Here is a 22383-nt window from a genome sequence, read left to right as displayed (position 1 = left end):
GTAGGGGACCGGTCGGTGACCGGCCGGACGGTGTGTGAACGGCCCCCGCGTACGGAACGTTTCCGTCCGCGGGGGCCGTTCCGTGCCGGGGGACGGGAAGGGACCCGTCAGGCGAGGTCCAGCCCCCGCAGCCACTCGATGAGCAGGCGGTTGACCTCGTCCGGCCGTTCCTGCTGGATCCAGTGGCCGCAGCCGTCGAGGAGGTGGGCGGCGGCCAGGCCCGGCAGGGTGGTGGGGAAGGCGGCGATGGCGTCGGCGAGCCAGGTGGTGGAGGCGTCCCGGGTGCCGCCGATGAAGAGCGACGGCTGGGGGATCGGTGCGCCTTCCAGGTCGGCGGTGGCGGCCCAGTCGCGGTCGGCGTTGCGGTAGCGGTTCAGCGCACCGGCCAGCCCCGTACGGGCGAACTCTCCGGCGTAGAAGTCGAGTTCGGCCTCCCCGAGCCAGGCGGGGGTGCGGTCGCGGACGAAGCGGTCGCTCAGGCGGCCGCCGGGCGGGACGAAGAAGTGGCCGGTGGAGCCGTCCGCCGGCCCGGTGTCGCCGGAGAGCGAGGCGTAGAAACCGGCGAGCCAGGAGCGGATGTCCGGTTCGATCTCCGCCTCGGCGCGGCCCGGTTCCTGGAAGTGGCGGACGTAGAACTCCTCGTCGCCGCCGAGCGCCGCGAAGGCGTCGGACGGCCGGACCGGCCCGCGGGGTGCGTAGGGGACGCTCAGCAGGGCCACGGCGGAGCAGACGTCGGGCCGCAGCAGCGCGGTGTGCGCGGCGATCGGGGAGCCCCAGTCGTGGCCGACGAGGACCGCGTCGCGGGCGCCGAGGGCGCGGATCACGGCGGCGTTGTCGGCGACGTGCGCCGCCATGTCGTACGCCTCGACGGCCGCGGGGCGCATGGAGCGGCCGTAGCCGCGCAGATCGAGGGCGACGGCGTGGTAGCCCGCCGCGGCGAGCGCGGGGAGTTGGCGGCGCCAGGAGTACCAGGACTCCGGGAAGCCGTGCAGCAGCAGGACGAGCGGCCCGCTGCCCTGCTCGACGAGGTGGAGACGGCCGTCCGGGGTGTCCACCAGGCGGTGGGTCCACTGCGGTGACGGTGCGGTCTGCGGCATCGGTCCTCCCGGGGTGTCGGTCGCGCCAGGGTGCGGCACCGGCCCGGCGGCCCGTATGCGGATTTGCCGTTTCGGCAAATCGCCGCGTTCAACCGCGGCCGCTCAACCGCCACGTTCACCCGCCGGGCTCAATCGCCCGTGATGCCCAGCTCCTTGGCGGCCTCGGTGAGGTCCTTGGTGGTGTCGATGGCGCGCCAGTACGCGCCGTGCGGCAGGGGGTAGCCGGCCAGCCGCCGTTCGCGGGCGAGCCGGGGGAAGGTGGTGCGTTCGTGGTCGCCGCGGTCCGGCAGCAGTGCGGTGAAGGCGGCGGAGAAGACGTACACCCCGGCGTTGATGAGATACGGCGACGGCGGCGCTTCGATGAAGTCGAGGACATGGCCGAACTCGTCGGTCTCCACCACGCCCCAGGGGATCCGCGGCCGGGCCAGCGCCAAGGTGGCCTCGGCGCCGCGTTCGAGGTGGAAGGCGGCCATCTCGGTGAGCGGGAAACGGGTCCAGATGTCGCCGTTGGTGGCGTACCAGGGCTCGTCCGGGCGGGGCAGCGACGCCGCCGCGTGCTTGAGGCCGCCGCCGCGGCCGAGGGGTTCGGTCTCGACGACGGTCGTGACGTTCAGCGGGAGTTCGGCACCGGCCAGCCACTCCTCCAGGACGTGGGCGAGGTGGCCGCAGGAGACCACCGCGTCGGTGACGCCCTCGGCGGCGAGCCAGGTGAGCTGATGGCCGATGATCGGGGTTCCCGTACCGGGAATCTCGACCATCGGCTTGGGCCGGTCATCGGTGTACGGCCGCAGGCGCGAGCCCTGGCCACCGGCCAGGACAACGGCCTGTGTCGGATAGGGATACGGGGCGACTGTCATGGTTCGCACCCTATGCGGTGCGAGGGTAGGTCACGGGGCGGTGGCGACGCCGGAGGCGAAGGAGGTGTCGCAGACCGGGCGGGAGAACGCCTGCGCGCGGTGCCCGGCGCCGTACTTGGCGACGGCGGCCCGGCCCAGCGCCCGCGCGATGGAGGTGCAGTGCTTGGCGAGCGACGGCCGCTCCGTGGTGGCCCGCTGGAGGTGGGTCAGCGCCACCCCCGGGTCCTTCTCCTGGAGTTCGAGCAGCAGACGGTCGCGGAGGACGTCCTGCGGGGCGCGGGGCCCGGACTTGGCGAGGGTCTTCCCGCTGGACGCGGTCAGCATCTGCGTGTCCGTCGACTTCGAGGCCCACGGCACGCTGGTGACCGCGAGCGTCCCGGAGAGCACGAGGACGACGGGGAGGACAAGGGCGAGAGTTCTGCCGATACGGCGGGCTGCGGAGTTCACGGTCGCGATGGTAGCGAGCGGTGATGATATGGCGACATTGCGTCACCTCATCGAGGGACGAGAAGGGCCGTTGGTGGGGGCGCGATGTTGACGAAGGGGGCGCGGGGGTGGTCCCCCGCGCCCCTCACGGCCTCTGCCGCCCGGGCTCGTTCCCGTGGCACCCGAAGGGCCCGGAACAGGGGCGGCCGACCGCGGCGACCGAACGCCACGACCGGCCAATCCCCTGCTATACGGCGGAGTTGGGTCAGTCCGCCAGGCGCTCGCCCGACGACGTCGAGAAGACATGCGTCTCACCCGGCCGCGGGACGACGTGCAGGGTGGTGCCCTTCTCCGGCACCTGACGGCCGTTGACCCGGACGACCAGGTCCTTGGGCGCACCGCCGACCTCGACGGTCCCGTAGACGTACGCGTCGGCGCCCAGCTCCTCGACGACGTTGACCGTGACGGCCAGACCGGCGGGGGAGTCCGACGCCGCCTTCGTCAGCGCCGACGCGGCGGCGCCGTTCTGCTCGACGATCTCGAAGTGCTCGGGCCGGACGCCGACGGTCACCGTCGTGTCGCCCTTGTCCGCCGCCGTGGCCAGCGCCTCCCGGCCGACCGGCACCACGCTGTTGCCGAACTTCACGCCGCCGTCGGCGATCGGCACCTCGATGAGGTTCATCGCCGGCGAGCCGATGAACCCGGCGACGAAGAGGTTCGCCGGCCGGTCGTACATGTTCCGCGGCGAGTCGATCTGCTGGAGCAGCCCGTCCTTGAGGACCGCGACCCGGTCGCCCATCGTCATCGCCTCGACCTGGTCGTGGGTGACGTACACCGTGGTGATGCCCAGGCGCCGCTGGAGCCCGGCGATCTGCGTACGGGTCTGGACGCGGAGCTTGGCGTCGAGGTTGGAGAGCGGCTCGTCCATCAGGAAGACCTGCGGCTCCCGGACGATCGCCCGGCCCATCGCGACGCGCTGCCGCTGACCGCCGGAGAGCGCCTTCGGCTTACGCCCCAGGTACTCCGTGAGGTCGAGGATCTTCGCCGCGTCCTCGACCTTCTGCCGGATCTCCCCCTTCGGCACCCCGGCGATCTTGAGCGCGAAGCCCATGTTGTCGGCGACGGTCATGTGCGGGTAGAGCGCGTAGTTCTGGAACACCATGGCGATGTCCCGGTCCTTGGGCGGCAGATGCGTGACTTCGCGGTCGCCGATGCGGATCGCACCGCCGTCGACGTCCTCAAGCCCCGCCAGCATCCGCAACGAGGTGGACTTCCCGCAGCCGGACGGGCCGACCAGGACGAGGAACTCGCCGTCCTCGATGGCGATGTCGAGCTTGTCGACGGCGGGCTTGTCGGAACCCGGGTAGATCCGGGTTGCCTGGTCGTACGTGACCGTAGCCATGATGTGTCCCTTCACCGGCAGGAACGTGCCGGACGATCCGAGTAAAGGAGTGGCGCGGCCCACAACCGCGGGCCGGGCGCGACGCTACCTGCGGCGATGCCCGGTGTCAGTACCCCCAAGGTCACGAAATGGCGACCGGCATCCACCCCACCTGGGTACACTGCTCCCGCACGCCTCCTTAGCTCAGCTGGCCAGAGCACCGCTCTTGTAAAGCGAAGGTCGTCGGTTCGAATCCGACAGGGGGCTCTGAGCTTGGGCCTTATGACCTGCGGTTTTGTAGCGCAGAGGCCCTGTGATCGGCCTCGGACTTCTCGTCCGGGGCCTTTTGCGTGAGCGGACGGGCCGCTGAGGTCCGGGCACCGCTGCGGATTCTCCGGCGGCGAGGGCCAGTGGTGCCGCGCCAGGGCGGAGGGCGTGGAGCCGGGCGGGCCCGACCGCTGTTGCACTGGAAGCGGTGCCTGTTTCCCGCGCCGATGAGCGGCGCGCCGGACAGCCCCGTCGGACGTCGACCCGCTCGGGCGTTCCCGGAGCGGACCGTACAGGCATGGACGAGAGGGACGCCCGCCCCCGCGGCACGGTGCCGGAGCACCAGGTGAGCGGCGGGACGATCAGCACCTCGATCCGCTGCTGAACACCGGGCAGGGCGTCGCGGGAAGAGAGTCGACAGTGCCCGAACCACTACAGGTGGGCGTCACCAGCCAGGGGCCTGGAGAACCCGCGGGCGGAGGTGGACGACTTCATCTGCGGCGCGATGCAGGGAGACCGGGACCTGAAGGGGTTTCTGAAGTGGGCCACGGGCCGGTTCGACCTCGTCGATGTGGTCCTCACCGACCTGCACCTGGCCGACGTGTACGCGGCCGACGGGTACCCGCCCGAGCGTGCCGCCTCGCGGGCGGGCAAAGCGACGCGCGATACCCGACGGCGCATCAGACGGGCGGTGGAACAGCTGCCGTCCACCGCGGCCATCCAGGTCCGCTCGCTGTCCGATTGCGCCACGCTGCCCGGCTATCGGAATGTCGACGCACGGTTGGCGTCCGCGCGCAGCCACGACCAGGACCTGGCGCAGATCTGCGACGACCACGTAGCCCGGTGGCTCGACTCCGACGCCGCGTCCGCCGACGGGGGTGAGGCCCGGCACCGGGCCGCGCTCGACTACCTCATGGCCGAGCTTCCCCTGCTCGCCGCCACGCCCGAGGCGCTCGACACACCGTCTTCGGTCTGCTGCTACCACACGTTCATGCCCATCCTCTACGGGCTGCGCCGCCTCACCGGCTACTGGCATCCGGAACAGGCGCATGCCGCCGTCCGTCTCCCTCCGCGGGTGGCGGCTCCTGCCTGAGGCGGCCTTGTCCGGGGCAGGGGTTTCTGCCAAGTCGGCGTGTCCGTAGGGACATTAAGCTTGTGCGGTTGGTGGCCGCTCGCGGTGCTGAGTGTCGGCGCGTGCGGCCAACGTCCTTGTGGGCGAGGGGGAATCATGGCAACGCCGCGGATCAGGCGTGGGCGGAACGGTACTGCTGCGCGTCGGGCTCGTCTCGCGAGATCGGGGAGAGCGCCGGTTGCGGCACCGGGCGCGGAGGAGCGTGAAGGGGCTTCGCTGCGCGACAGGAAATTGTGGATCGGCGCTCTGGTGACGGTCTTGACCGGTGTGGTTGCCCTGGTATTTCAGGGAGGGTGGGAATGGCTGCAAGGGCAGCTGTCGGATCCTCCGGGGCTCACGGCTTATTCCTCCGGTCTTTACGGGTGTAATCCGAGGTATCTGGACGCTTCGTTGGCGGAGCTGCACAAGCAGGCGAATGCGATCGACCGTGGCGGCGTTCATATTCCGACCGCCGAGGTATGGCCTTCTCTTCCCGTCACTCTTCAGACGAGTACAGCCCAGGCGATAGTCGTCACGGGCGCCAAGGTCTCCGTGCTCTCCACCCGCCCGCTCCCGGAACACGGGTCGGTTGTCGACAACGAGTGCGGCGGCGGGATGGACGAGCGGCCCTTCGACATCGATCTGACGGCTGACCCGGTCTCCTTGAAGCCGAGCGTGGAGCGTACGGGGCAAGGGAAGGTCGTCCAGGGACGCGACTTTCCTTTCAAGGTGGCGTCCGGAGATCCGGAGCAGTTCACCTTCAACATCAGGAATGTCGCCCAAGACGTGCGATTCGCGATCACCTTTTCCTGGGTCTCCGACGGAGAGCCGGGGAGCACGCGGTTGGACAATGACGGCCGTGGATATCGCGTGATGAATCTGCCGGAAAACTTGCCGCGGTACAGCAGGGCCGATGCCGTCAGAGGCAAGGCCGCCTCGTAGCTGCGCGGCCGATCCCGGCTGCGTGGTGTGTGCGCCGTGTAGCGCTCTGTTCGGGATTTCGGTGGGGTGACAGGCCGCCGGTTACCCTGCCTCGTTCTCACCCGGCCCAGGAGGTTTCCGTCATGAGCAGCAAGGTGTCGCCCTTTCCCGAGCGGATGGCGCTTTCGGGGGAGGGGCTCGTTCTTCGTGACTGGACGGAGGAGGACCGGGGGGCGATGCCGGAGTTGTTCGATCACCCCGATATCGCGTACTGGACGCCGGTCGTCTCGCCCTTCGACGCAGCGGCCGCCGGCGAGCGGCTGGTCCGGGCCCGGCAGCTGCGGGCCGAGGGCAAGGTCATCATGCTGGCCGTCACCGTCGACGGCGGTGCGCCGCTCGGCGAGGTGATGCTGCGGCGCGCCCCCGAGGGAACGGAACTGGGGTACGCGATCGGGCCGGCCCACCGCGGGCAGGGGCTGGCGGCCCGGGCGGTGCGGGTGATGGCCACGTACGCCTTCGAGGTGCTGGGCGCGGAGCAGGTGATCCTGGAACTGGAGGCGGAGAACGCGGCGAGCGTGGCCGTGGCCACCAAGGCCGGTTTCCGACTGCTCGACGTGCCGCTGATCACGGGGGAGGAGAAGGGGCGGGCTTACGTGCTGCAGACGTGGGGGCTGGAGCGCGAGCGGGCGTGACGCGTGTGATGCCTGATGTCTGATGCCTATGTCTGAGGTGTGATGCCCGGTGCCGGTGCCGGTGCCGGTGCCCGTGCCCGGTGCCGGTGCCGGTGCCCGGTGCCCGACGTCTGCGTGTGCGCTGATCGCCGGGCCCGGGGTCGGCCTTTGCGCGTACGCCTGAACGCTGCGCGCGTCGCCTGAACCCTTCGGCTGCGCTTGATCCTTCGTGGTCGCGCCTCGCCCCTCCGCCCTGTGTCCCAGGGCACCACCCCGAGCTCAGGAATACCCCCAGGGGTACCCGTGTTACGGTCGATATACCCCGGGGGGTAAACGGTAATCGTGTAATGGAAGGAAGTGCCCCGTGTTCTTCGTCGACACCCTTGAGATTGCCGGTCTGGGCAACCGCAGCTACCTGGCCGGAGGCGGGCGGACCGCGGTGGCGGTGGATCCGCCGCGGGATGTGGAGCAGGTGGTCGCGGCGGCGGCTCGGCGGGGGGTGCGGATATCCCATGTGGTCGAGACGCACCTGCACAACGACTACGTCACCGGTGGGCTCGAACTGGCGCGGATCACCGGTGCCGCCTATCTCGTGCCGGCCGGAGCCTCGGTGGAGTTCGCGCGGACGGCGGTGCGGGACGGGGACCGGGCGGAGATCGACGCGGAGGCGGGGCTCGCGCTGCGGGCGCTGGCGACGCCGGGGCACACGCCGCACCACACCTCGTACGTGCTGGAGGAGAACGGCGTGGATGTCGCCGTGTTCACCGGCGGGTCGCTGCTGATCGGGACCGTCGGGCGGCCCGATCTGGTCGAGCCGCGGCTGACCGAGGAGCTGGCGCGGGCGCAGCACGCCTCCGCGCACCGGCTGGTCGCCGAGCTGCCGGACGAGACGGCGGTGCTGCCCACGCACGGGTTCGGCAGTTTCTGTGCGGCGGGCGGGACGACCGGGGAGTCCACCACGATCGGTGTGGAGAAGGTGTCCAACGCGGCGCTGACCCGTGAGGTGGGGGCGTTCGTCGCCGGGTTGCTGGCGGAACTGGATGACATCCCTGCCTATTACGCGCACATGGGGCCGGTCAACGCCGCCGGGCCCGCGCCCGTCGACCTCACCCCGCCCGCCGTCGCCGACGCCGCGGAGATCGCCGACCGGCTGGCCGCCGGGGAGTGGGTGGTCGATCTGCGGCACCGGGTCGCCTTCGCCGAGGGGCATGTGGCCGGTTCGTTCAACTTCGAGGGTGCCGGGCAGCTCGCCACGTACCTGGCCTGGCTGATCCCGTGGGGGAAGCCGGTGACGCTGCTCGCCGAGTCGGCCGAGCAACTCGCCGACGCACAGCGGGAGTTGGTGCGGGTCGGGATCGAGCGTCCCGCCGCGGCGGCCACCGGGGACCCGGCGGGCTGGGTGCGGGACGGCGAGGCCCTCGCGTCCTTCCCCCGGGCCACCTTCGCCGACCTCGGGGAGCGGGCCGCGGGCGCCGGGGACGGTGTCGTCGTCCTCGACGTCCGCCGGGACGGCGAGCGGGCGAAAGGTTTCATCGAGGGCTCGGTCCATGTGCCGCTGCATGCGCTGAACCGGCGTCTCCAGGACGTTCCCGCAGGTCAGGTCTGGGTGCACTGTGCGGGCGGGATGCGGGCGGCCATCGCCGCCTCGCTGCTCGACGCGGCGGGCCGCGACGTCGTGGCCGTCGATGACTCCTTCGACGCGGCCGAACGGGCCGGACTCACCGTCCGCCCCGCCTGATCCGACCGCGACCCGAGAGTGAGCACCCTCAGCATGAGTTCCCGATCCTGTGGACGCGATCCCGTCATACCGGCGCGCGGGGACGCCCGGTGGACCGCCGCCCGTAGCCGTGCCCGTACGGGTACCCGTAGGGGTATCGCCCCCGGGTGCGCCGGTTTCGCGCCGCACCCGGGGCGGGCGGTCCGCGTCCCCGCCGACCACCCGCGCGTCACCGGCGGGTGGTCCGTATGAGTGCGGTCATCTTCGCGCTGGTCGCGGGCGCGGTCATCGGTGTCGCGCTGGGGGCGCTCGGGGGCGGCGGCAGTGTGCTGGCGGTGCCCGCGCTGATCTATCTGCTCGGCTTCACGCCGGTCGCGGCGACCACCGCGAGCCTGATCATCGTGGCCGCCACCTCGGCCACCGCGCTCCTCGCGCACGCCCGGGACGGGCAGGTGCAGTGGCGTACGGGGCTGCTCTTCGCGGCGGCGGGGATCGGGCCGGCGATGCTGGGCGGCGCGCTCGCGGGGCGGCTGCCGACCGCGCTGCTGACCGTCGCCTTCGCGGCGCTCGCGGCCACCGCGGCCTTCCGGATGCTCCGGCGGCGAACTGTCAGGGAGGGTTCCGGAGAGATACGGACCGGCCGGGCGGTGGCCGCCGGCGCCGGGCTCGGGGCGGTCACCGGGGTGCTCGGTGTCGGCGGCGGATTCCTCGCCGTGCCGGCGCTGGTCGGCGTGCTCGGGATGCGGATGCGGGCGGCGGTGGGCACCAGCCTGCTGGTCATCACCGTCAACTCCGTGGCGGCCCTGGGGCTGCGCGCCGGGACGACGACCGGTCTGAACTGGGCCGTCATCGGGCCGTTCGCCGGGGCGGCGATCCTCGGCGCCTGGGACGGCAAGCGGCTGGCGGCGAAGGTGTCCGGCCCGGTCCTGCAGCGCGTCTTCGCCGTCGTCCTGCTCGCGGTGGCGGCGTTCATGCTGGTGGATGCGGTCGTATGAGCCGCCAACGGCACCACCACCGCCGTCGCGGGGGGAGCGTCGCCGGCCCGGCGGGTACGGGAAGGGTGCCCGCCGGACGGCCGGTGGGCCGCCCTACGCCAGCGACAGGAAGAGCTTCTCCAGGCGGGCCCGCATCTGCGCGGTGTCCTCGCCGGTCTTCGCGCCGGACTCGATGTCCGCCACGCACTGCTGCAGGCCGGTCGCGATGATCGCGAATCCGGCCCGGTCCAGGGCCCGGGAGGCGGCGGCCAGCTGGGTGACGACGTCCTCGCAGTCCCGGCCCTCCTCGATCATCCGGATCACCCCGGAGATCTGACCCTGGGCCCGCCGCAGCCGGTTCAGCACCGCCTTCAACGAGGCGCCCTCAAGCTCCAGTTCCACGACCACGCTTCCGTTCCCTCACCACGCCGCCGTTCCCGACCGCTGTTCTGCAATACCCCTAGGGGTACTGTACGTCCCGGTTCGGGAGGGTGGCGACCCTTGGAGGACCCCGCCATGACCAGCTCCACCACCCCCACCACCCTCGATGCCGCCCGGGCCCACGACCGGCTGGCCGGGCTGACCGTCATCGACGTCCGGACGCCCGGCGAGTACGCCGGCGGCCATCTGCCCGGAGCCCTCAACATTCCGCTCGACCACCTCGACCGCGCGCTGTCCGGGATACGGGACGCGGCCGGCCGCCGCGACCTGCTGATCGTGTGCGCCTCCGGCGCCCGCTCGGCGCGCGCCTGCGCACTCCTCGCCGAACGGGGCGTCCCGGCGGCCACCCTCGACGGCGGCACCGCCGGATGGGCCGCCGCCGGATACGAGGTGGAGCGGCCCGCCGCATGCGAGATCCGGGCGGGCTGGAGCATGGAGCGGCAGGTGCGCTGCGCCGCGGGCACGCTCGTCCTGCTGGGGCTGGTCCTCGGCCTGTTCGTGCACCCCGCCTTCCAGATCCTCTCCGCCGGAGTGGCGGGCGGTCTGGTCTTCTCCGCCCTCACCGACACCTGCGGAATGGCGGCGATCCTCGCCAAGCTGCCGCACAACCGCCCCCGGGGTGCGGACCTGGACGCGACGCTGGCGGCGCTGCGGGAGCGCTGAGGTGAGCGGGGCGGGCCGGCGGCGCGACGCATCGTCTACAGTGCTGTAGACATTGTCGCGGGCGTCCCGCCCGCCCCTGATCACCCGAGGCCGTGCCGTCCGGTGCCGCCGCCCCGGCGGCTGCGCGGCGCGCGGACCGGCCGGGCCCGGGTCCGTGAGGTGACCGCCGTTGCATCCCGCCACGATTCTGGTCGTCGAGGACGATCCCGCCCTGCGCGACGTCCTGGTGCGCGGGCTGCGGGAGGAGGGGTTCGGGACGGCCGTCGCCCCGGACGGGGCCGGTGCGCTGCGGCTCGTCGGCGACGGCGTCGACGCGGTGGTGCTGGACATCGGACTGCCGGACGCGGACGGCCGCGATGTGTGCCAGGCGATGCGGGCGCGTGGATTCCTCCGGCCGGTCGTCTTCCTCACCGCCCACGGCGGGCTCGCGGACCGGCTGAGCGGGTTCTCCTCGGGCGGTGACGACTATCTGCCCAAACCGTTCCACCTCGCGGAACTCACCGCACGGCTGCGCGCCGCCCTGCGCCGGTCCGGCACCGCGACCGGCCTCGCCACCGGGGACCTCACCCTCGACCCGGTGCGGCACTGCCTGTCCGTGGGGGGCGTCGAGGCGGCGCTGACGCCCACCGAGTTCCGGCTGCTGGCCGCGCTGCTGGCCGAGCCCGGCGCGGTGGTGCGCCGCCGGGAGCTGGTCCGCGCCGGGTGGCCGGCCGGTGCGCAGGTCAGCGACAACACCCTCGACCAGTACCTGAGCCGGCTCCGGCGCAAGCTCCGGGACGCCGGCAGCGCCCTGACCATCGGCACCGCCCGCGGCATCGGGCACCGCCTGTCATGACCGGCCCCGACCGGCCCCGCCGTTCCCGGATCGCCGTGACGCCGGCCCGCCGCGGCCCCCGCACCCTGCGCGGACGGCTCTCCCTGGCGGCGACGGCCTGCGCCGTCTCGGTGATGGTGCTGTTCACCGTCGTCTGCAACCTGGTCGTCCGCCACCACCTCCAACGGCAGGCCGACGACGAACTGCACACCCGGGTCACCGCGGTCGCCGCCACCGTCGACACCCGCCGCACCCCGGTACGCGTCCTGGAGACGACCGACGACGCCCCCCTCGACGCCAACGTGTGGATCTACGCGGGCCCGCGCCTCCTCGAACACCCCGCCTCCGCCCCGGCCGGCACCCCGCTCGGCCGGACCGCGGCCCGCCTCGCCGCCCACGGCGACAAGCGCTGCGCGGTCCACGACGCCGGGGCGCCGATACGCCTGTGCGCGGCCCCGGTGGGCGCCCCCGACGCCCACGGCCGACCCGCCGCCGTGGTGGTGGCCGCCCTGGACCTCGGCCCCTACCGCGCCTCGGCCGCCACCCTGCTGTGGGCCTCCCTCGCCCTGGACGGCGCGGTGCTGGCGGGCGCGTACGTGCTGACCTGGCTGGCCGTGGGGCGGGCGCTGCGCCCGGTGACGGAGATGACCGACCAGGCCACCCGGTGGAGCGCGGTCGCCTCCCCGCACCGCCTGGCCGGCAGCGGACGCCCCGCCGAACTGACGCGGCTCGGCGCCTCCCTGGACGAGCTGCTGGACCGTATCCGCGCGGTGCTCCGCCACGAACAGCAGCTCACCCGGGAGCTCTCGCACGAGCTGCGCACGCCCCTGGCGCGGATCACCGCCGAACTCGACTGGTGGCGGGCGCGCCCGCGCTCCGCCACCGAGACCGCGGCGACCCATGCGCACCTCGCCGACGCCGCCGACTCCATGCGCTCCATCTGCGACACCCTCCTCGACGACGCCCGCGCCGACGCCCGGACCGCCCCGGGGACCACCGACGCGGTGGCCACGCTGCGGCGGCTCGCGGACCGGCTCACCCGCCCGGACGGGCCCGCCGTCACGGTCACCGGCCCGGACACGGCGGTCGCCGGGGTGCCCACGCCGCTGCTGGAACGCATCGTCGGCCCGCTCGCCGACAACGCCTTGCGGTACGCGCGTACCGCGGTCGGCATCCGGGTCGGGCGGGCGGCGGACGGCACCACCACGGTGGAGGTCACCGACGACGGCCCCGGGGTCCCGCCCGCTTTCGCCGCCGAACTGTTCCGGCCGGGCAGCCGGGCCGATCCGGCGGACGGACACGGCGGCGCGGGTCTGGGACTGCCGCTCGCCCGGCGGCTGGCCCGCGCCGCGGACGGCGAGGTGGCCCATGAGGCCGGGGACCCGTCCGGGGCGCGGTTCGTGGTCACCCTGCCCGGCGGCTGAGCGGGGCCGCCGTCAGCGCTCCAAGAGGGCGGCGTCCCGTCGCTCCCGCAGCTGTGCACGGGCCGTGAAGCCGATCAGGACGGCGAGGAGCACGGCCGACGAACCCGCCGTACCGAGGTCCAGTCCGCCCTTGGCGAGCGGCTTGGTGAGGACATCGCCGGCGGTCGCCCCGAGCGGGCGGGTGAGGACGAAGGCGATCCAGAACAGCAGCACGTTCGGCACGGCGGGCACCTTCATCAGGGCCATGAGCACCGCGAGCGCACCGGTGACGAGGAGCGCGCCGCCCGCGTAGCCGAGTCCGGAGCTGTCGGAGAGGAAGTCGCCCATCGAGGTGCCGAGCGTGTTCGACACCAGGATCGCGGCCCAGAACAGCGCCTCCGCGCGGAAGGTGACGATGTCGCGGAGGGTGAACGCCAGCCCGGTGCTCTTCCAGACGGCGAAGATCGCGAGGAGCAGCGTGATCAGGATCGCGGCTCCGGCCGGATAGCCCAGGCCCAGGCCCTGCGGGCCCCAGCCCAGCGAAGTGGCCCCGCCGGAGAGGTACTTTGCGCTCGCGTCCCGGTTCATGAAGTCGGACATCGTGGTGCCCGCCGTACTGGTCGACAGGATGACGGTCCAGTAGAAGAACGGGTGGTAGCGCCGGGACCGCAGCTGGACGGCGAGGGTGACCACGAAGATCAGGAACAGGAGGACGGTGGTGAGGAAGTAGCCCAGCTTGAGGGTCTGGGCGAAGAGGTCACCGGCCGTCTCGCCGAGGGTGGTCGCCGCGATCTTCATGATCCAGAAGGCGGGGGTGACCTCCGGCAGCTTCTTCGGGCCGGTGCCGGGCGCCGCGGACGCCGGTGGCGGGGCGGTGGCGGCGGCGTCCGGACCGGTCAGGGCTTGGGGGTTTTCCACGTGCGAACTCTCCGAGGGAATGCCGGCGATGGGGCGTGCGCGGTGACGGCGCACGCCGCCCGACCCTCCCAGCCGCTCCCTGAACACATCCTGAACGCCTCCTGGGCGCCGCCACGCCCCCGTCTTCAGGCCCCCTGCGGGCTCCCGTTCTCCGGCTCGGAGGCATCGCGCCGGGTCACGGTCAGGAACACCACCAGGATCAGAACGACCGCCAGGAACAGCACGCTGGTGAGCACGGTGCCGATGCCCAGTCCGCCGTCGGTGACCGGCTGCGCGAGGTAGTCCCCGAGGGAGGCGCCCAGCGGCCGGGTCAGCACGTAGGCGGTCCAGAAGCTCCCCACCGCACCCAGGACGCGGGTGGAGCGCGCCGCCGCCACCACGGCGAGGGCGGCGGCGAACAGCACGGCGGAGAGCGAGTAGCCCAGGTCCAGGCGCTCGGCGACCAGATCGCCGGCGGCGGTGCCCAGGGCGAAGGTGAAGAGCACGGCGAGCCAGTAGAAGGACTCCCGGCGGACGCTGTCGATGTGGTGGATCGAGAGCGTCCGCTCGCTGCGGAACCACAGGACGAACACCGCCGCGAGAACCAGCGCGAAGGCGGCGGTGGAGGCTTCCAGGGGCACACCGAGGTTGTCGGTCAGGTTGTCGCTGAGCAGCGTGCCGACGACGCTGATCAGCGCCACCGCCGACCAGTAGACGCCGGGGCGGTAGGCGGCGGTGCGGAACTGCGCCACGAGCGCCCCGACCAGCACCGCGCTCATCAGCAGCGACACCCCGGTCAGCCCGAGCCCCAACTTCTCGTTCAGCAGATCCGCGGCCGTCTCACCGACCGTGGTGCACAGAATCTTGATCACCCAGAAGTACGGGGTGACCTCGGGGACCTTGTTACGCCGAGGACGGGGGCGCGCGGCGCCGGCCGGCCCGTGGGCCGCGACGGCTGCGGAGGTATCAGCACTCATGGTGCCCGACCGTGCCACCCGCGTTCTGAACACATCCTGAACGCCTCACGGACGCGGGGCGCGCCCGCATGGTCTGATGGCGCCGTGAACGAGGCGGTGGAGGAGCGCAACCGGCGCATGCTGCGGGCGCGGGACGCGATGGACCGGGCGTACGCGCAGCCGCTGGACGTACCGGCGCTGGCCCGGATCGCCCATGTCTCCCCGGCCCACTTCGCCCGCACCTTCCGGGCCACCTTCGGCGAGACCCCCCACCGCTACCTGCAACGACGCCGGGTCGAACGGGCGATGTCGCTGCTGCGGGAGACCGACCGCAGCGTCACGGACATCTGCTACGCGGTCGGCTTCGGCAGTCTCGGCACGTTCAGCCGCACCTTCCGCGAGATCGTCGGCAGCTCGCCGCGGACGTACCGCAGGGAAGCGGTGGCGGCGCGCGTACCGACCTGCTTCACCATGGCGTGGACGCGGCCCCACGGGTGAGGCGGGGCGCGGCGCTCGTAGGAAGTCGGCGAGGAGAGCAGTTTCGGAGAAGTTTTCCGGCCACCCCCGCCCATAGGTTGAGGACATGTTCCACGCCATCACACACTCCCAGCTCTACGTCCTCGACCAGGACAAGGCCCTCGACTTCTACGTCGGCACCCTCGGTCTGGAGGTCACCGCCGACATCGACATGGGGTTCATGCGGTGGCTGACCGTCGCCGTCCCCGGCCACCCCGAGCGGCAGATCCTCCTGGAGAAGCCGGGCGCCCCCGCGCTGTCCGAGGAGACCGCCGCCCAGGTCCGTGACCTGGTCACCAAGGGCGCGATGGGCGGCTGGCTCATCCTCGCCACCGACGACTGCCGCGCCACCTACGAGACGCTCCGGGCGCGCGGCGTCGAGTTCACCCAGGAGCCGACGGAACGCCCGTACGGGATCGACTGCGGACTGCGCGATCCCTTCGGCAACAACCTCCGCTTCACCCAGCCGAAGGCGTAGCCGCCGGGCCGGGCAGGCGTCCGGGGCGCGGGCCGGGCCGGGGCGCCGGGGCCCGCGCCGGGGGCGCACCGGCCGGGCGGACGCGCGGGGCGCGCGGGCGGGACGTCCGCGCCGGTGGCCGAGCGGGTGGCGCTCCCGGAGGCCGACCGCCCGCAACGGGTGCGGGTGCCGGAGCGGCGGGCGTACATTGCGGCCATGGCGACCTCCATGACACGTGACGCTTACGAGCAACGGATGGAACGGGCCGCCGCCGCGGCCGCCGCGGCGGGACTCGACGGCCTGATCGTGACGCCGGGCCCGGACCTGGGCTGGCTGTGCGGCTACCAGGTCACCGCGGTCACGGAACGGCTGACCGCCCTCGTCCTCACCCCCGGCGCCCGGCCGCGCCTGCTGGTGCCCGCCCTGGAACGCCCGGACGCCGAGGCGGCCCCGGGCGCCGGTGCACTGACCGTCACCGGGTGGGCCGACGGCACCGACCCCTACGGGGAACTGGCGGCCTGGCTCGCCCCCGAGGGACGCTACGGCGTCTCGGACTCCACCTGGTCGCTGCACCTCCTCGGCCTCCAGCGCACCCTGCCGGACAGCGGCTACGGCGCACTCTCCGAGGCGCTGCCGATGCTCCGCGCCGTGAAGGACGCATACGAGGTGGAGCGGATGGCGGCGGCGGGCGCGGCGGCCGACGCCACGTACGACGACATCCTGGGTCTGCCGTTCGCCGGCCGCCGCGAGCGCGAGGTGGCCGCCGACCTCAGCCGGCTGCTGATCCGGCACGGCCACAGCCAGGTCGACTTCACCATCGTCGGCTCCGGCCCCAACGGCGCCAACCCGCACCACGAGGCGGGCGACCGGCTGATCGAGGACGGCGACATGGTCGTCCTCGACTTCGGCGGCCTCAAGGACGGCTACGGCTCCGACACCACCCGCACGGTCCACGTCGGCGAGCCGACCGCCGAGGAGCGCACGGTGCACGACATCGTCCGCGAGGCGCAGCAGGCGGCGTTCGAGGCGGTGCGCCCCGGGGTGGCGTGCCAGGAGATCGACCGGGTGGCCCGCCGGGTGATCAAGGCCGCCGGATACGGCGAGTACTTCATCCACCGCACCGGCCACGGCATCGGCGTCACCACCCACGAACCGCCGTACCTGGTGGAGGGCGAACACCTGCCCCTCGTCCCCGGCATGTGCTTCTCCATCGAGCCCGGCATCTACCTGCCGGGCCGCTTCGGCGTACGCATCGAGGACATCGTCACCTGCACGGAGACGGGCGGCCGCCGCCTCAACACCACCGAGCGGGGCATGGCGCTGGTGCGGTGAGGCCGCCGGCACCGCGCCCCCAGGGCGCCCCGAAACAATTTTTCACGCGATATTTCCGCAGGTCGGAGCGGGTGCCGGCACGGTCATCGACGGGCGGACGACGCCGCCGAGGCGCCTGCGCCGACGGGATTGTCAGTGGTGTGGTTCACGATGGGTGAGCAGTTGGCGGTGGGGCGCACATCACGGTGCGCCCGGTCGGTCGGTCAGCCGCGGCGGGCACGGGGGTGTCGCCGCGGCCGGGCGGCGGGCACGGCCGCGGCGAACGGAAGGCGGTGGAGCGTGGCAGGGCGGCGTACGGGGACGGTCCGGGCGGTGCGCCGGGCGGAGGTGAGGCTGCCCGAGCTGATGGCGTACGACGGCGGTGAGCTGGAGCCCGAAGGGGACTACGAGGGGCTGGAGTTCACCGACGTCGACGCGGTGGGTCAGTCGGCGCGCGGCGCCCGGTTCATGGACTGCGCACTCCGCCGCTGTGCGCTCGACGAGACGGAGCTGAGCCGCGCGCGGTTCGTCGACACCGTCCTGAGCGGCATACGGGGCGTCGGCACGGACCTCTCCCAGGCGTCGCTGCGCGATGTGGAGGTCACCGACGCCCGGTTGGGCGGTACGCAGCTGCACGGCGCGGTGCTGGAGCGGGTCGTGGTGCGCGGTGGAAAGATCGACTTCCCGAATCTGCGCACCGCGAAGCTGCGGGACGTGGTCTTCGAGGGCTGCGTCCTGGTCGAGGCGGACTTCTCCGGCGCGCAGCTGGAGCGCGTCACCTTCGAGGACTGCACGGTCGCCCGCGCCGACTTCACCGGCGCCCGGATGAAGGACGTCGACCTGCGGGGCGCGGCCGCCCTCGACGTGACCCGCGGCATCGACGGCCTGGCCGGCGCCGTCATCAGCCCCGTCCAACTCCTCGACCTGGCACCGCTGTTCGCCGCCCAGCTGGGGATACGGGTGGAGTGACAGGGGCGGAGTGATACGGGTGGCGTGAGGAGCGGCGGGGGACAGGCGGCGGGTGGGGTGGGTGGGCGCGGGGGGGGAGGGGGAGAGGAAGACCATGGACGAAGTCCCCCACACCCCAGACCCAGGCGACCTGACCCACTGGCACCCCGCCTCGCCCGCCGAGGCGGCCGCCGCGTTCGACGGGCTCGGCTGCCGCTGGTGGGTGGCCGGCGGGCTCGCGATCGAGCGGGCGGTGGGCCGCCGGTTCCGTGACCACGCCGACCTCGACGTTCTGCTGCTGCGGCGCGATCAGCTCGTGGTGCAGCGCGCCCTGCCGGACTGGGAGTGGTGGGCCGCCGATCCACCGGGGCGGCTGCGCCCGTGGCGGCCGGGCGAACTCCTGCCCGCCGCCGTGCACGACATCTGGTGCCGCCCGGGCCCGCGGGCGCCCTGGCGTCTCCAGGTGATGCTGGACGAGTCCCGCGGCGAGGAGTGGATCTCCCGTCGCGACCCCGGTGTGCGCAGGCCCCTCGACGCGCTGACCGGCGCACCGTCGCCCGCGGGCGCCATCCCGTTCCTCACCCCCGAGGTGCAGCTCTACTACAAGGCCCAGGCCCCGCGCCCCAAGGACGAGACGGACTTCCGCGCCGTCCTGCCCGTCCTCACCGCCCCGCAACGGCGCTGGCTCACCGCCGCGATCACCCGGACGTACGGGCTGCCGCACCCCTGGGCCGCGCGCCTCACGGAGTGAGGGACGTACGGCCGCGCAGGGGAGAGCCCGGTCAGATCCGGGGGAAGCGGGCCTGGAGGGCCCAGATGGCGGGGTTGTCGGCGAGGCCGTCGTGCAGGTCGCCGAGGTCGGCGATGAGGTCGTGCAGGAAGTCGCGGGCCTCGCGGCGCAGGGCGCCGTGGTTGAGGACGAGCGGCGGTTCGTCCGTCGTCATCCAGTCGGCGGTGACCTCCACCCAGCCGAAGCGCCGCTCGAAGAGCATCCGGTCGGCGGACTCGGTGAAGTCCAGCTCGGCGTGGACCGGCCGGGCCGACCTGTTGCCCCGCGGATCGGAGTCCAGCTGCTCGACGATGTCGCACAGCGCCCAGGCGAAGTCGAGCACCGGCACCCAGCCCCAGGCCGTGGACACCTCACGGTCCTCCCGGGTGTCGGCGAGGTAGACGTCACCGCAGAAGAGGTCGTGCCGCAGGGTGCGGACGTCCGCCGTCCGGTAGTCCGTCTGGGGCGGGTCCGGAAAGCGGCGGGAGAGCGAGTAGCCGAGGTCGATCACGCTGTCGATGGTGTCATGGCCGGAGGGGGACGGGCGCCTGCGGTGGGAGCCGAGCGGGACTGTGCGGACGGGCCCTACGGCAGCGTCAGGATGCGCGGGCCGTCCTCCGTGATGGCCACGGTGTGTTCGAAGTGGGCGGCGCGGCTGCCGTCCTCGGTGCGGAGGGTCCAGCCGTCGGGGTCGGTGACGAAGCCGTCCTTGCCGCCGGCGTGGAACATCGGCTCGATGGCGAGAACCAGGCCGTGGCGGAGGGGGAAGCCGCGGCCGGGGCGGCCCTCGTTGGGGACGCCCGGGTCCTCGTGCATCCGGCGGCCGATGCCGTGGCCGCCGAAGCCGTCCAGGATGCCGTAACCGGCGGCCCGGCCGATGCTGCCGACGGCGTGGGAGATGTCGCCGATCCGGGCGCCGGTCACCGCCGCGGCGATGCCCGCTTCGAGGGCCTGGCGGGTGGTGTCGAGCAGGCGCTGGTCCTCGGGGCACGCCGTGCCGACGGCGAAGCTGACGGCGGCGTCGCCCGCCCAGCCGTCGACGAGGGCGCCGCAGTCGATGCCGACCACGTCGCCGTCGCGCAGGCGGGTGTCGTCCGGGATGCCGTGCACGATCGCGTCGTTGACGGATGCGCAGATCACGGCGGGGAACGGGGTCGGGGCGAAGGAGGGCCGGTAGCCGAGGAAGGGCGAGGTGGCCCCGGCCTCGTGGAGGACGGTGCGGGCCGCTTCGTCCAGTTCCCGCACCCGTACGCCGGGGGCGGCGGCCGCGCGGGCGGCGGCCAGCGCGTTGGCGACGACCCGCCCGGCCACGCGCATCGCGTCCAGTGCCGCATCGGTTTTGAGCTCGACCATGGTGGGGGCCTTTCAGGGATTTCGTGCACCGGAACCGTCGCTGTGTCACGCCGGACGCACCTGGGGCGGGGCCCGAGGAGCGGGGGCGGTGCCGAGCCCCCGGGCAAGGCGGCAGGCACGGCGAGGCGACACCGGAGCGGTATTTCTTTACCGGTATTGGATTACCGGTATTAGTATCACGTCCATGGTGCGGACTCCACTGACTCCCTGGGAACGCGAGCGCGGCGAGCGGCTCGGTGCGCTGCTGCGTGCGGCACGCGGCGACCGCAGCATGGTCGAGGTCGCGGCGGTGGCCGGACTCTCGGCCGAGACGCTGCGGAAGATCGAGACCGGGCGGGTGCCGACGCCCGCGTTCTTCACGATCGCCGCGCTGGCCGACACGCTCGGCCTGTCGATGGAGGCCGTCGTCCGCGCGGCCACCCCCGAAGACGCCCCGGACGAGGGAGCGGCACCGGCGCCGCCCGCGCGGACGGCCGCGCAGCGCAGGCCCGCGGCCGCGTAGGCCGGACGGAAGAAGGATCGGCGGGCCCTGGGCGGGCGGCGGTCAGCCCGCGCCCCCGCCGCCCCGGACCATCCGGATGTTGGGCAGACGGTCGCGCCAGAGGTGGCGTTCGCCGGTCGGGGTGAAGCCGTGGCGGCGGTAGAAGCGGAGGGCACCTTCGTTGGAGGACGTCACCCAGAGGCGCATCGGAGCCTCACCAGCCCAGGCGAGAAAGGCGGCCATGAGACGGCTGCCGATTCCCAGCCCCTGTGCCCGGTGCAGTACGTACATCGGCCCGAGCGTGACGGTCTCCGACGGCGGGCCGGGCGGGGGTGGGTGCGCCGCCGTTCCGGCCGCGGGGCCGGCCGCTTCGCGCAGACCGCACAGCACGGCGGTCAAGGCGCCCCGGGCGCGCGGGCGACACGGCAGAAGGCGGTCTGCGGGTGGTCCGACACCTTGTCGAGGAAGGCGCGCCACCCGGCGGTACCTTCCTCCGTCAGCAGGTCGCCGCGGTGTTCCCGGATCCACTGCTCGTCGATCCCGGGGGCCGCGCCCGGATATGTCTCCAGCCAGGCCGCGAACTGCATCCGGGCGAGCGCCGTGGCGTCCTCGGGGCGGGCCGGGCCGAGGGTGTGAACGGGCGCCGGGCGCCCGGCAGCCGGGCCCTCAGCAGTCAGGCGTGGCGGCGGGCCGGATCCCTGCGGTCCCGGCCCGCGGCTGTGCGGCATGTCAGACGTTGACGCCGAAGTCCTGGGCGATACCGGCCAGGCCCGAGGCGTAGCCCTGGCCCACGGCGCGGAACTTCCAGTCGGCGCCGTTGCGGTACAGCTCGCCGAAGACCATGGCGGTCTCGGTGGCGGCGTCCTCGCTCAGGTCGTAGCGGGCGACCTCGGAACCGCCGGCCTGGTTGACGATGCGGATGTAGGCGTTGCGCACCTGGCCGAAGTTCTGGCTGCGGCTCTCGGCGTCGTAGATCGAGACCGGGAAGACGATCTTGTCGATGTCGGCGGGCAGCGCGGCGAGGTTGACGTTGATGGCCTCGTCGTCGCCCTCGCCCTGGCCGGTGGTGTTGTCACCGGTGTGGACGATGGACTGGTCCGGCGTCGCCTTGTTGTTGAAGAAGACGAAGTGGGAGTCCGAGTAGACCTTGCCGGCCGCGTTGACCGCGATGGCGCTGGCGTCGAGGTCGAAGTCGGTGCCGGTGGTGGTGCGGACGTCCCAGCCGAGGCCGACCGTGACGGCGGTGAGACCGGGCGCCTCCTTGGTGAGCGAGACGTTGCCGCCCTTGGACAGGCTTACAGCCATCGGATGTCCCTTTCCCTCGTGAACCCATCGGCTCCGTGCTGTGCACGAAGCTACCGTTTCCTCACTCAACGCAAGCAAGGGGCCACGAGGTTCCAGCTCCCTTTACTTTCTTTGCGGTTGGTTTTCGGCGGGCCCGGGCGCGGCGCCGGAGGGCGTCCGCCGCGGCCCGTGGCGAAATGCGGGTGACCGGCGGCGCGGAACGCGGGACCATGGGGGCATGTCCGGGCCCCATGTCATCCGCGGTGCGGTCGTTCTTCCCGAAGCCGAACTCGTCTGGCGTTTCTCGCGGTCCTCGGGTCCGGGCGGCCAGCACGTCAACACCAGCGACAGCCAGGTCGAGCTCCGCTTCGACCTCGGCCGGACGCAGGCGCTGCCCGAGGTGTGGAAGGAGCGCGCCCTGGAGCGGCTGGCGCACCGGCTGACCGACGGCGTGCTCTCCGTGCGCGCCTCCGACCACCGCTCCCAGTGGCGCAACCGCGAGACCGCGGCCGTACGGCTCGCCTCCCTGCTCGCCGAGGCGACCGCGCCGCCGCCCAAGCAGCGGCGGAAGGCGCGCGTCCCCCGGGGCGTCAACGAACGGCGGCTGCGGGAGAAGAAGCAGCGCGGCGACGTCAAGAAGGGCCGTTCCGGGCGCGGCTGGGACTGAC

At 72.9% G+C, this 22383-nt stretch carries 27 protein-coding genes and 1 tRNA gene; 16 read left to right on the top strand and 12 right to left on the bottom strand.

Annotated elements, in window-relative coordinates:
- Positions 1–107: 107 nt before the first annotated feature.
- The 4 genes from ACZ4U4_RS21735 to ACZ4U4_RS21720 all read right to left on the bottom strand — a co-directional run bounded on the left by ACZ4U4_RS21735 (position 108) and on the right by ACZ4U4_RS21720 (position 3782).
- Positions 108–1097: an alpha/beta fold hydrolase gene (locus tag ACZ4U4_RS21735; protein WP_467876777.1), complete on the bottom strand. Its 990-nt coding sequence runs from the start codon at positions 1095–1097 to the stop codon at positions 108–110.
- Positions 1098–1225: 128 nt separating this feature from the next.
- Positions 1226–1954: a nucleotidyltransferase family protein gene (locus ACZ4U4_RS21730; RefSeq protein ID WP_467876774.1), complete on the bottom strand. Its 729-nt coding sequence runs from the start codon at positions 1952–1954 to the stop codon at positions 1226–1228.
- A gap of 30 nt (positions 1955–1984) precedes the next feature.
- Positions 1985–2401 carry a hypothetical protein gene (locus ACZ4U4_RS21725; protein ID WP_467876772.1) on the bottom strand — a complete coding sequence of 139 codons (417 nt, stop codon included), beginning with the start codon at positions 2399–2401 and terminating at the stop codon, positions 1985–1987.
- Between the two features lie 244 nt (positions 2402–2645).
- Positions 2646–3782 (bottom strand): ABC transporter ATP-binding protein, encoded by a 1137-nt coding sequence (locus tag ACZ4U4_RS21720; RefSeq protein WP_467876769.1) that lies wholly within the window; start codon positions 3780–3782, stop codon positions 2646–2648.
- A gap of 172 nt (positions 3783–3954) precedes the next feature.
- Here ACZ4U4_RS21720 and ACZ4U4_RS21715 point away from each other — a divergent pair.
- The 6 genes from ACZ4U4_RS21715 to ACZ4U4_RS21690 all read left to right on the top strand — a co-directional run bounded on the left by ACZ4U4_RS21715 (position 3955) and on the right by ACZ4U4_RS21690 (position 9443).
- A tRNA-Thr gene (locus tag ACZ4U4_RS21715) sits at positions 3955–4028 on the top strand.
- A gap of 481 nt (positions 4029–4509) precedes the next feature.
- Positions 4510–5121: a tRNA-dependent cyclodipeptide synthase gene (locus tag ACZ4U4_RS21710; RefSeq protein ID WP_467876766.1), complete on the top strand. Its 612-nt coding sequence runs from the start codon at positions 4510–4512 to the stop codon at positions 5119–5121.
- Positions 5122–5409: 288 nt separating this feature from the next.
- Positions 5410–6081, top strand: coding sequence for a hypothetical protein (locus ACZ4U4_RS21705; RefSeq protein WP_467876763.1), 672 nt, complete (start codon positions 5410–5412; stop codon positions 6079–6081).
- Between the two features lie 122 nt (positions 6082–6203).
- Entirely contained in the window at positions 6204–6752 is a 549-nt protein-coding gene (locus tag ACZ4U4_RS21700) for a GNAT family N-acetyltransferase (RefSeq protein WP_467876760.1), read from the top strand.
- Positions 6753–7095: 343 nt separating this feature from the next.
- Positions 7096–8469: a rhodanese-like domain-containing protein gene (locus ACZ4U4_RS21695; protein WP_467876757.1), complete on the top strand. Its 1374-nt coding sequence runs from the start codon at positions 7096–7098 to the stop codon at positions 8467–8469.
- A 227-nt stretch (positions 8470–8696) separates the two neighbouring features.
- On the top strand, positions 8697–9443 hold the full coding sequence (locus ACZ4U4_RS21690; RefSeq protein ID WP_467876754.1) for a sulfite exporter TauE/SafE family protein: 747 nt from the start codon (positions 8697–8699) through the stop codon (positions 9441–9443).
- A 93-nt stretch (positions 9444–9536) separates the two neighbouring features.
- Here the strand turns inward: ACZ4U4_RS21690 and ACZ4U4_RS21685 are convergent, their stop codons facing one another.
- Complete coding sequence (locus ACZ4U4_RS21685; RefSeq protein ID WP_467876751.1) at positions 9537–9824, bottom strand: metal-sensitive transcriptional regulator; 288 nt, start codon at positions 9822–9824, stop codon at positions 9537–9539.
- Positions 9825–9938: 114 nt separating this feature from the next.
- On the opposite strand from ACZ4U4_RS21685, the gene ACZ4U4_RS21680 reads away from it, so the two are divergent.
- The 3 genes from ACZ4U4_RS21680 to ACZ4U4_RS21670 all read left to right on the top strand — a co-directional run bounded on the left by ACZ4U4_RS21680 (position 9939) and on the right by ACZ4U4_RS21670 (position 12764).
- Positions 9939–10526, top strand: coding sequence for a rhodanese-like domain-containing protein (locus ACZ4U4_RS21680; protein ID WP_467876748.1), 588 nt, complete (start codon positions 9939–9941; stop codon positions 10524–10526).
- 169 nt (positions 10527–10695) lie between these two features.
- Complete coding sequence (locus tag ACZ4U4_RS21675; RefSeq protein ID WP_467876745.1) at positions 10696–11361, top strand: response regulator transcription factor; 666 nt, start codon at positions 10696–10698, stop codon at positions 11359–11361.
- On the top strand, positions 11358–12764 hold the full coding sequence (locus tag ACZ4U4_RS21670; protein WP_467876743.1) for a sensor histidine kinase: 1407 nt from the start codon (positions 11358–11360) through the stop codon (positions 12762–12764). Before ACZ4U4_RS21675 ends, ACZ4U4_RS21670 begins: the two co-directional genes overlap by 4 nt.
- Before the next feature lie 12 nt (positions 12765–12776).
- On the opposite strand, the gene ACZ4U4_RS21665 is transcribed toward ACZ4U4_RS21670, so the two are convergent.
- Positions 12777–13661 (bottom strand): COG4705 family protein, encoded by an 885-nt coding sequence (locus tag ACZ4U4_RS21665; RefSeq protein WP_467876740.1) that lies wholly within the window; start codon positions 13659–13661, stop codon positions 12777–12779.
- Between the two features lie 125 nt (positions 13662–13786).
- Positions 13787–14617: a COG4705 family protein gene (locus ACZ4U4_RS21660; RefSeq protein WP_467876738.1), complete on the bottom strand. Its 831-nt coding sequence runs from the start codon at positions 14615–14617 to the stop codon at positions 13787–13789.
- A gap of 117 nt (positions 14618–14734) precedes the next feature.
- Here ACZ4U4_RS21660 and ACZ4U4_RS21655 point away from each other — a divergent pair, with 117 nt between their 5' ends.
- From ACZ4U4_RS21655 to ACZ4U4_RS21635, 5 genes are all read left to right on the top strand, one after another.
- Complete coding sequence (locus tag ACZ4U4_RS21655) at positions 14735–15094, top strand: helix-turn-helix domain-containing protein (protein ID WP_467876997.1); 360 nt, start codon at positions 14735–14737, stop codon at positions 15092–15094.
- An 85-nt stretch (positions 15095–15179) separates the two neighbouring features.
- Positions 15180–15590, top strand: a complete 411-nt coding sequence (locus ACZ4U4_RS21650; protein WP_467876736.1) for a VOC family protein — start codon at positions 15180–15182, stop codon at positions 15588–15590.
- A gap of 207 nt (positions 15591–15797) precedes the next feature.
- Positions 15798–16901: an aminopeptidase P family protein gene (locus ACZ4U4_RS21645; protein WP_467876995.1), complete on the top strand. Its 1104-nt coding sequence runs from the start codon at positions 15798–15800 to the stop codon at positions 16899–16901.
- Positions 16902–17246: 345 nt separating this feature from the next.
- A complete protein-coding gene (locus tag ACZ4U4_RS21640; protein WP_467876993.1) occupies positions 17247–17849 on the top strand; it encodes a pentapeptide repeat-containing protein in 603 nt (200 codons plus the stop codon).
- A 94-nt stretch (positions 17850–17943) separates the two neighbouring features.
- Positions 17944–18579: a nucleotidyltransferase domain-containing protein gene (locus ACZ4U4_RS21635; protein WP_467876733.1), complete on the top strand. Its 636-nt coding sequence runs from the start codon at positions 17944–17946 to the stop codon at positions 18577–18579.
- A 31-nt stretch (positions 18580–18610) separates the two neighbouring features.
- Here the strand turns inward: ACZ4U4_RS21635 and ACZ4U4_RS21630 are convergent, their stop codons facing one another.
- Together ACZ4U4_RS21630 and map are read right to left on the bottom strand one after the other, a co-directional pair.
- Positions 18611–19108 carry a hypothetical protein gene (locus ACZ4U4_RS21630; protein ID WP_467876730.1) on the bottom strand — a complete coding sequence of 166 codons (498 nt, stop codon included), beginning with the start codon at positions 19106–19108 and terminating at the stop codon, positions 18611–18613.
- Positions 19109–19182: 74 nt separating this feature from the next.
- On the bottom strand, positions 19183–19950 hold the full coding sequence (gene map, locus ACZ4U4_RS21625) for a type I methionyl aminopeptidase (protein WP_467876727.1): 768 nt from the start codon (positions 19948–19950) through the stop codon (positions 19183–19185).
- 184 nt (positions 19951–20134) lie between these two features.
- Here map and ACZ4U4_RS21620 point away from each other — a divergent pair, with 184 nt between their 5' ends.
- Positions 20135–20452, top strand: coding sequence for a helix-turn-helix domain-containing protein (locus ACZ4U4_RS21620; protein ID WP_467876721.1), 318 nt, complete (start codon positions 20135–20137; stop codon positions 20450–20452).
- 42 nt (positions 20453–20494) lie between these two features.
- On the opposite strand, the gene ACZ4U4_RS21615 is transcribed toward ACZ4U4_RS21620, so the two are convergent.
- The 3 genes from ACZ4U4_RS21615 to ACZ4U4_RS21605 are packed head-to-tail and all read right to left on the bottom strand — an operon-like array spanning position 20495 to position 21736.
- Positions 20495–20821, bottom strand: coding sequence for a GNAT family N-acetyltransferase (locus tag ACZ4U4_RS21615; protein WP_467876991.1), 327 nt, complete (start codon positions 20819–20821; stop codon positions 20495–20497).
- A 5-nt stretch (positions 20822–20826) separates the two neighbouring features.
- The gene (locus tag ACZ4U4_RS21610; RefSeq protein WP_467876718.1) at positions 20827–21159 is read right to left on the bottom strand and encodes a hypothetical protein; all 333 of its coding nucleotides are present in this window, start codon (positions 21157–21159) and stop codon (positions 20827–20829) included.
- 1 nt (position 21160) lies between these two features.
- Entirely contained in the window at positions 21161–21736 is a 576-nt protein-coding gene (locus tag ACZ4U4_RS21605) for a TerD family protein (RefSeq protein ID WP_467876715.1), read from the bottom strand.
- Positions 21737–21953: 217 nt separating this feature from the next.
- Here ACZ4U4_RS21605 and arfB point away from each other — a divergent pair, with 217 nt between their 5' ends.
- Positions 21954–22382 carry an alternative ribosome rescue aminoacyl-tRNA hydrolase ArfB gene (gene arfB / locus ACZ4U4_RS21600; protein WP_030285880.1) on the top strand — a complete coding sequence of 143 codons (429 nt, stop codon included), beginning with the start codon at positions 21954–21956 and terminating at the stop codon, positions 22380–22382.
- The last annotated feature ends 1 nt before the right edge of the window (position 22383 follow it).

It is taken from the genome of Streptomyces sp. NPDC029159 (assembly GCF_055564055.1).
The sequence above is the reverse complement of the archived record's forward strand: the minus strand, read 5'-3'. Positions and strand labels throughout refer to the sequence as shown.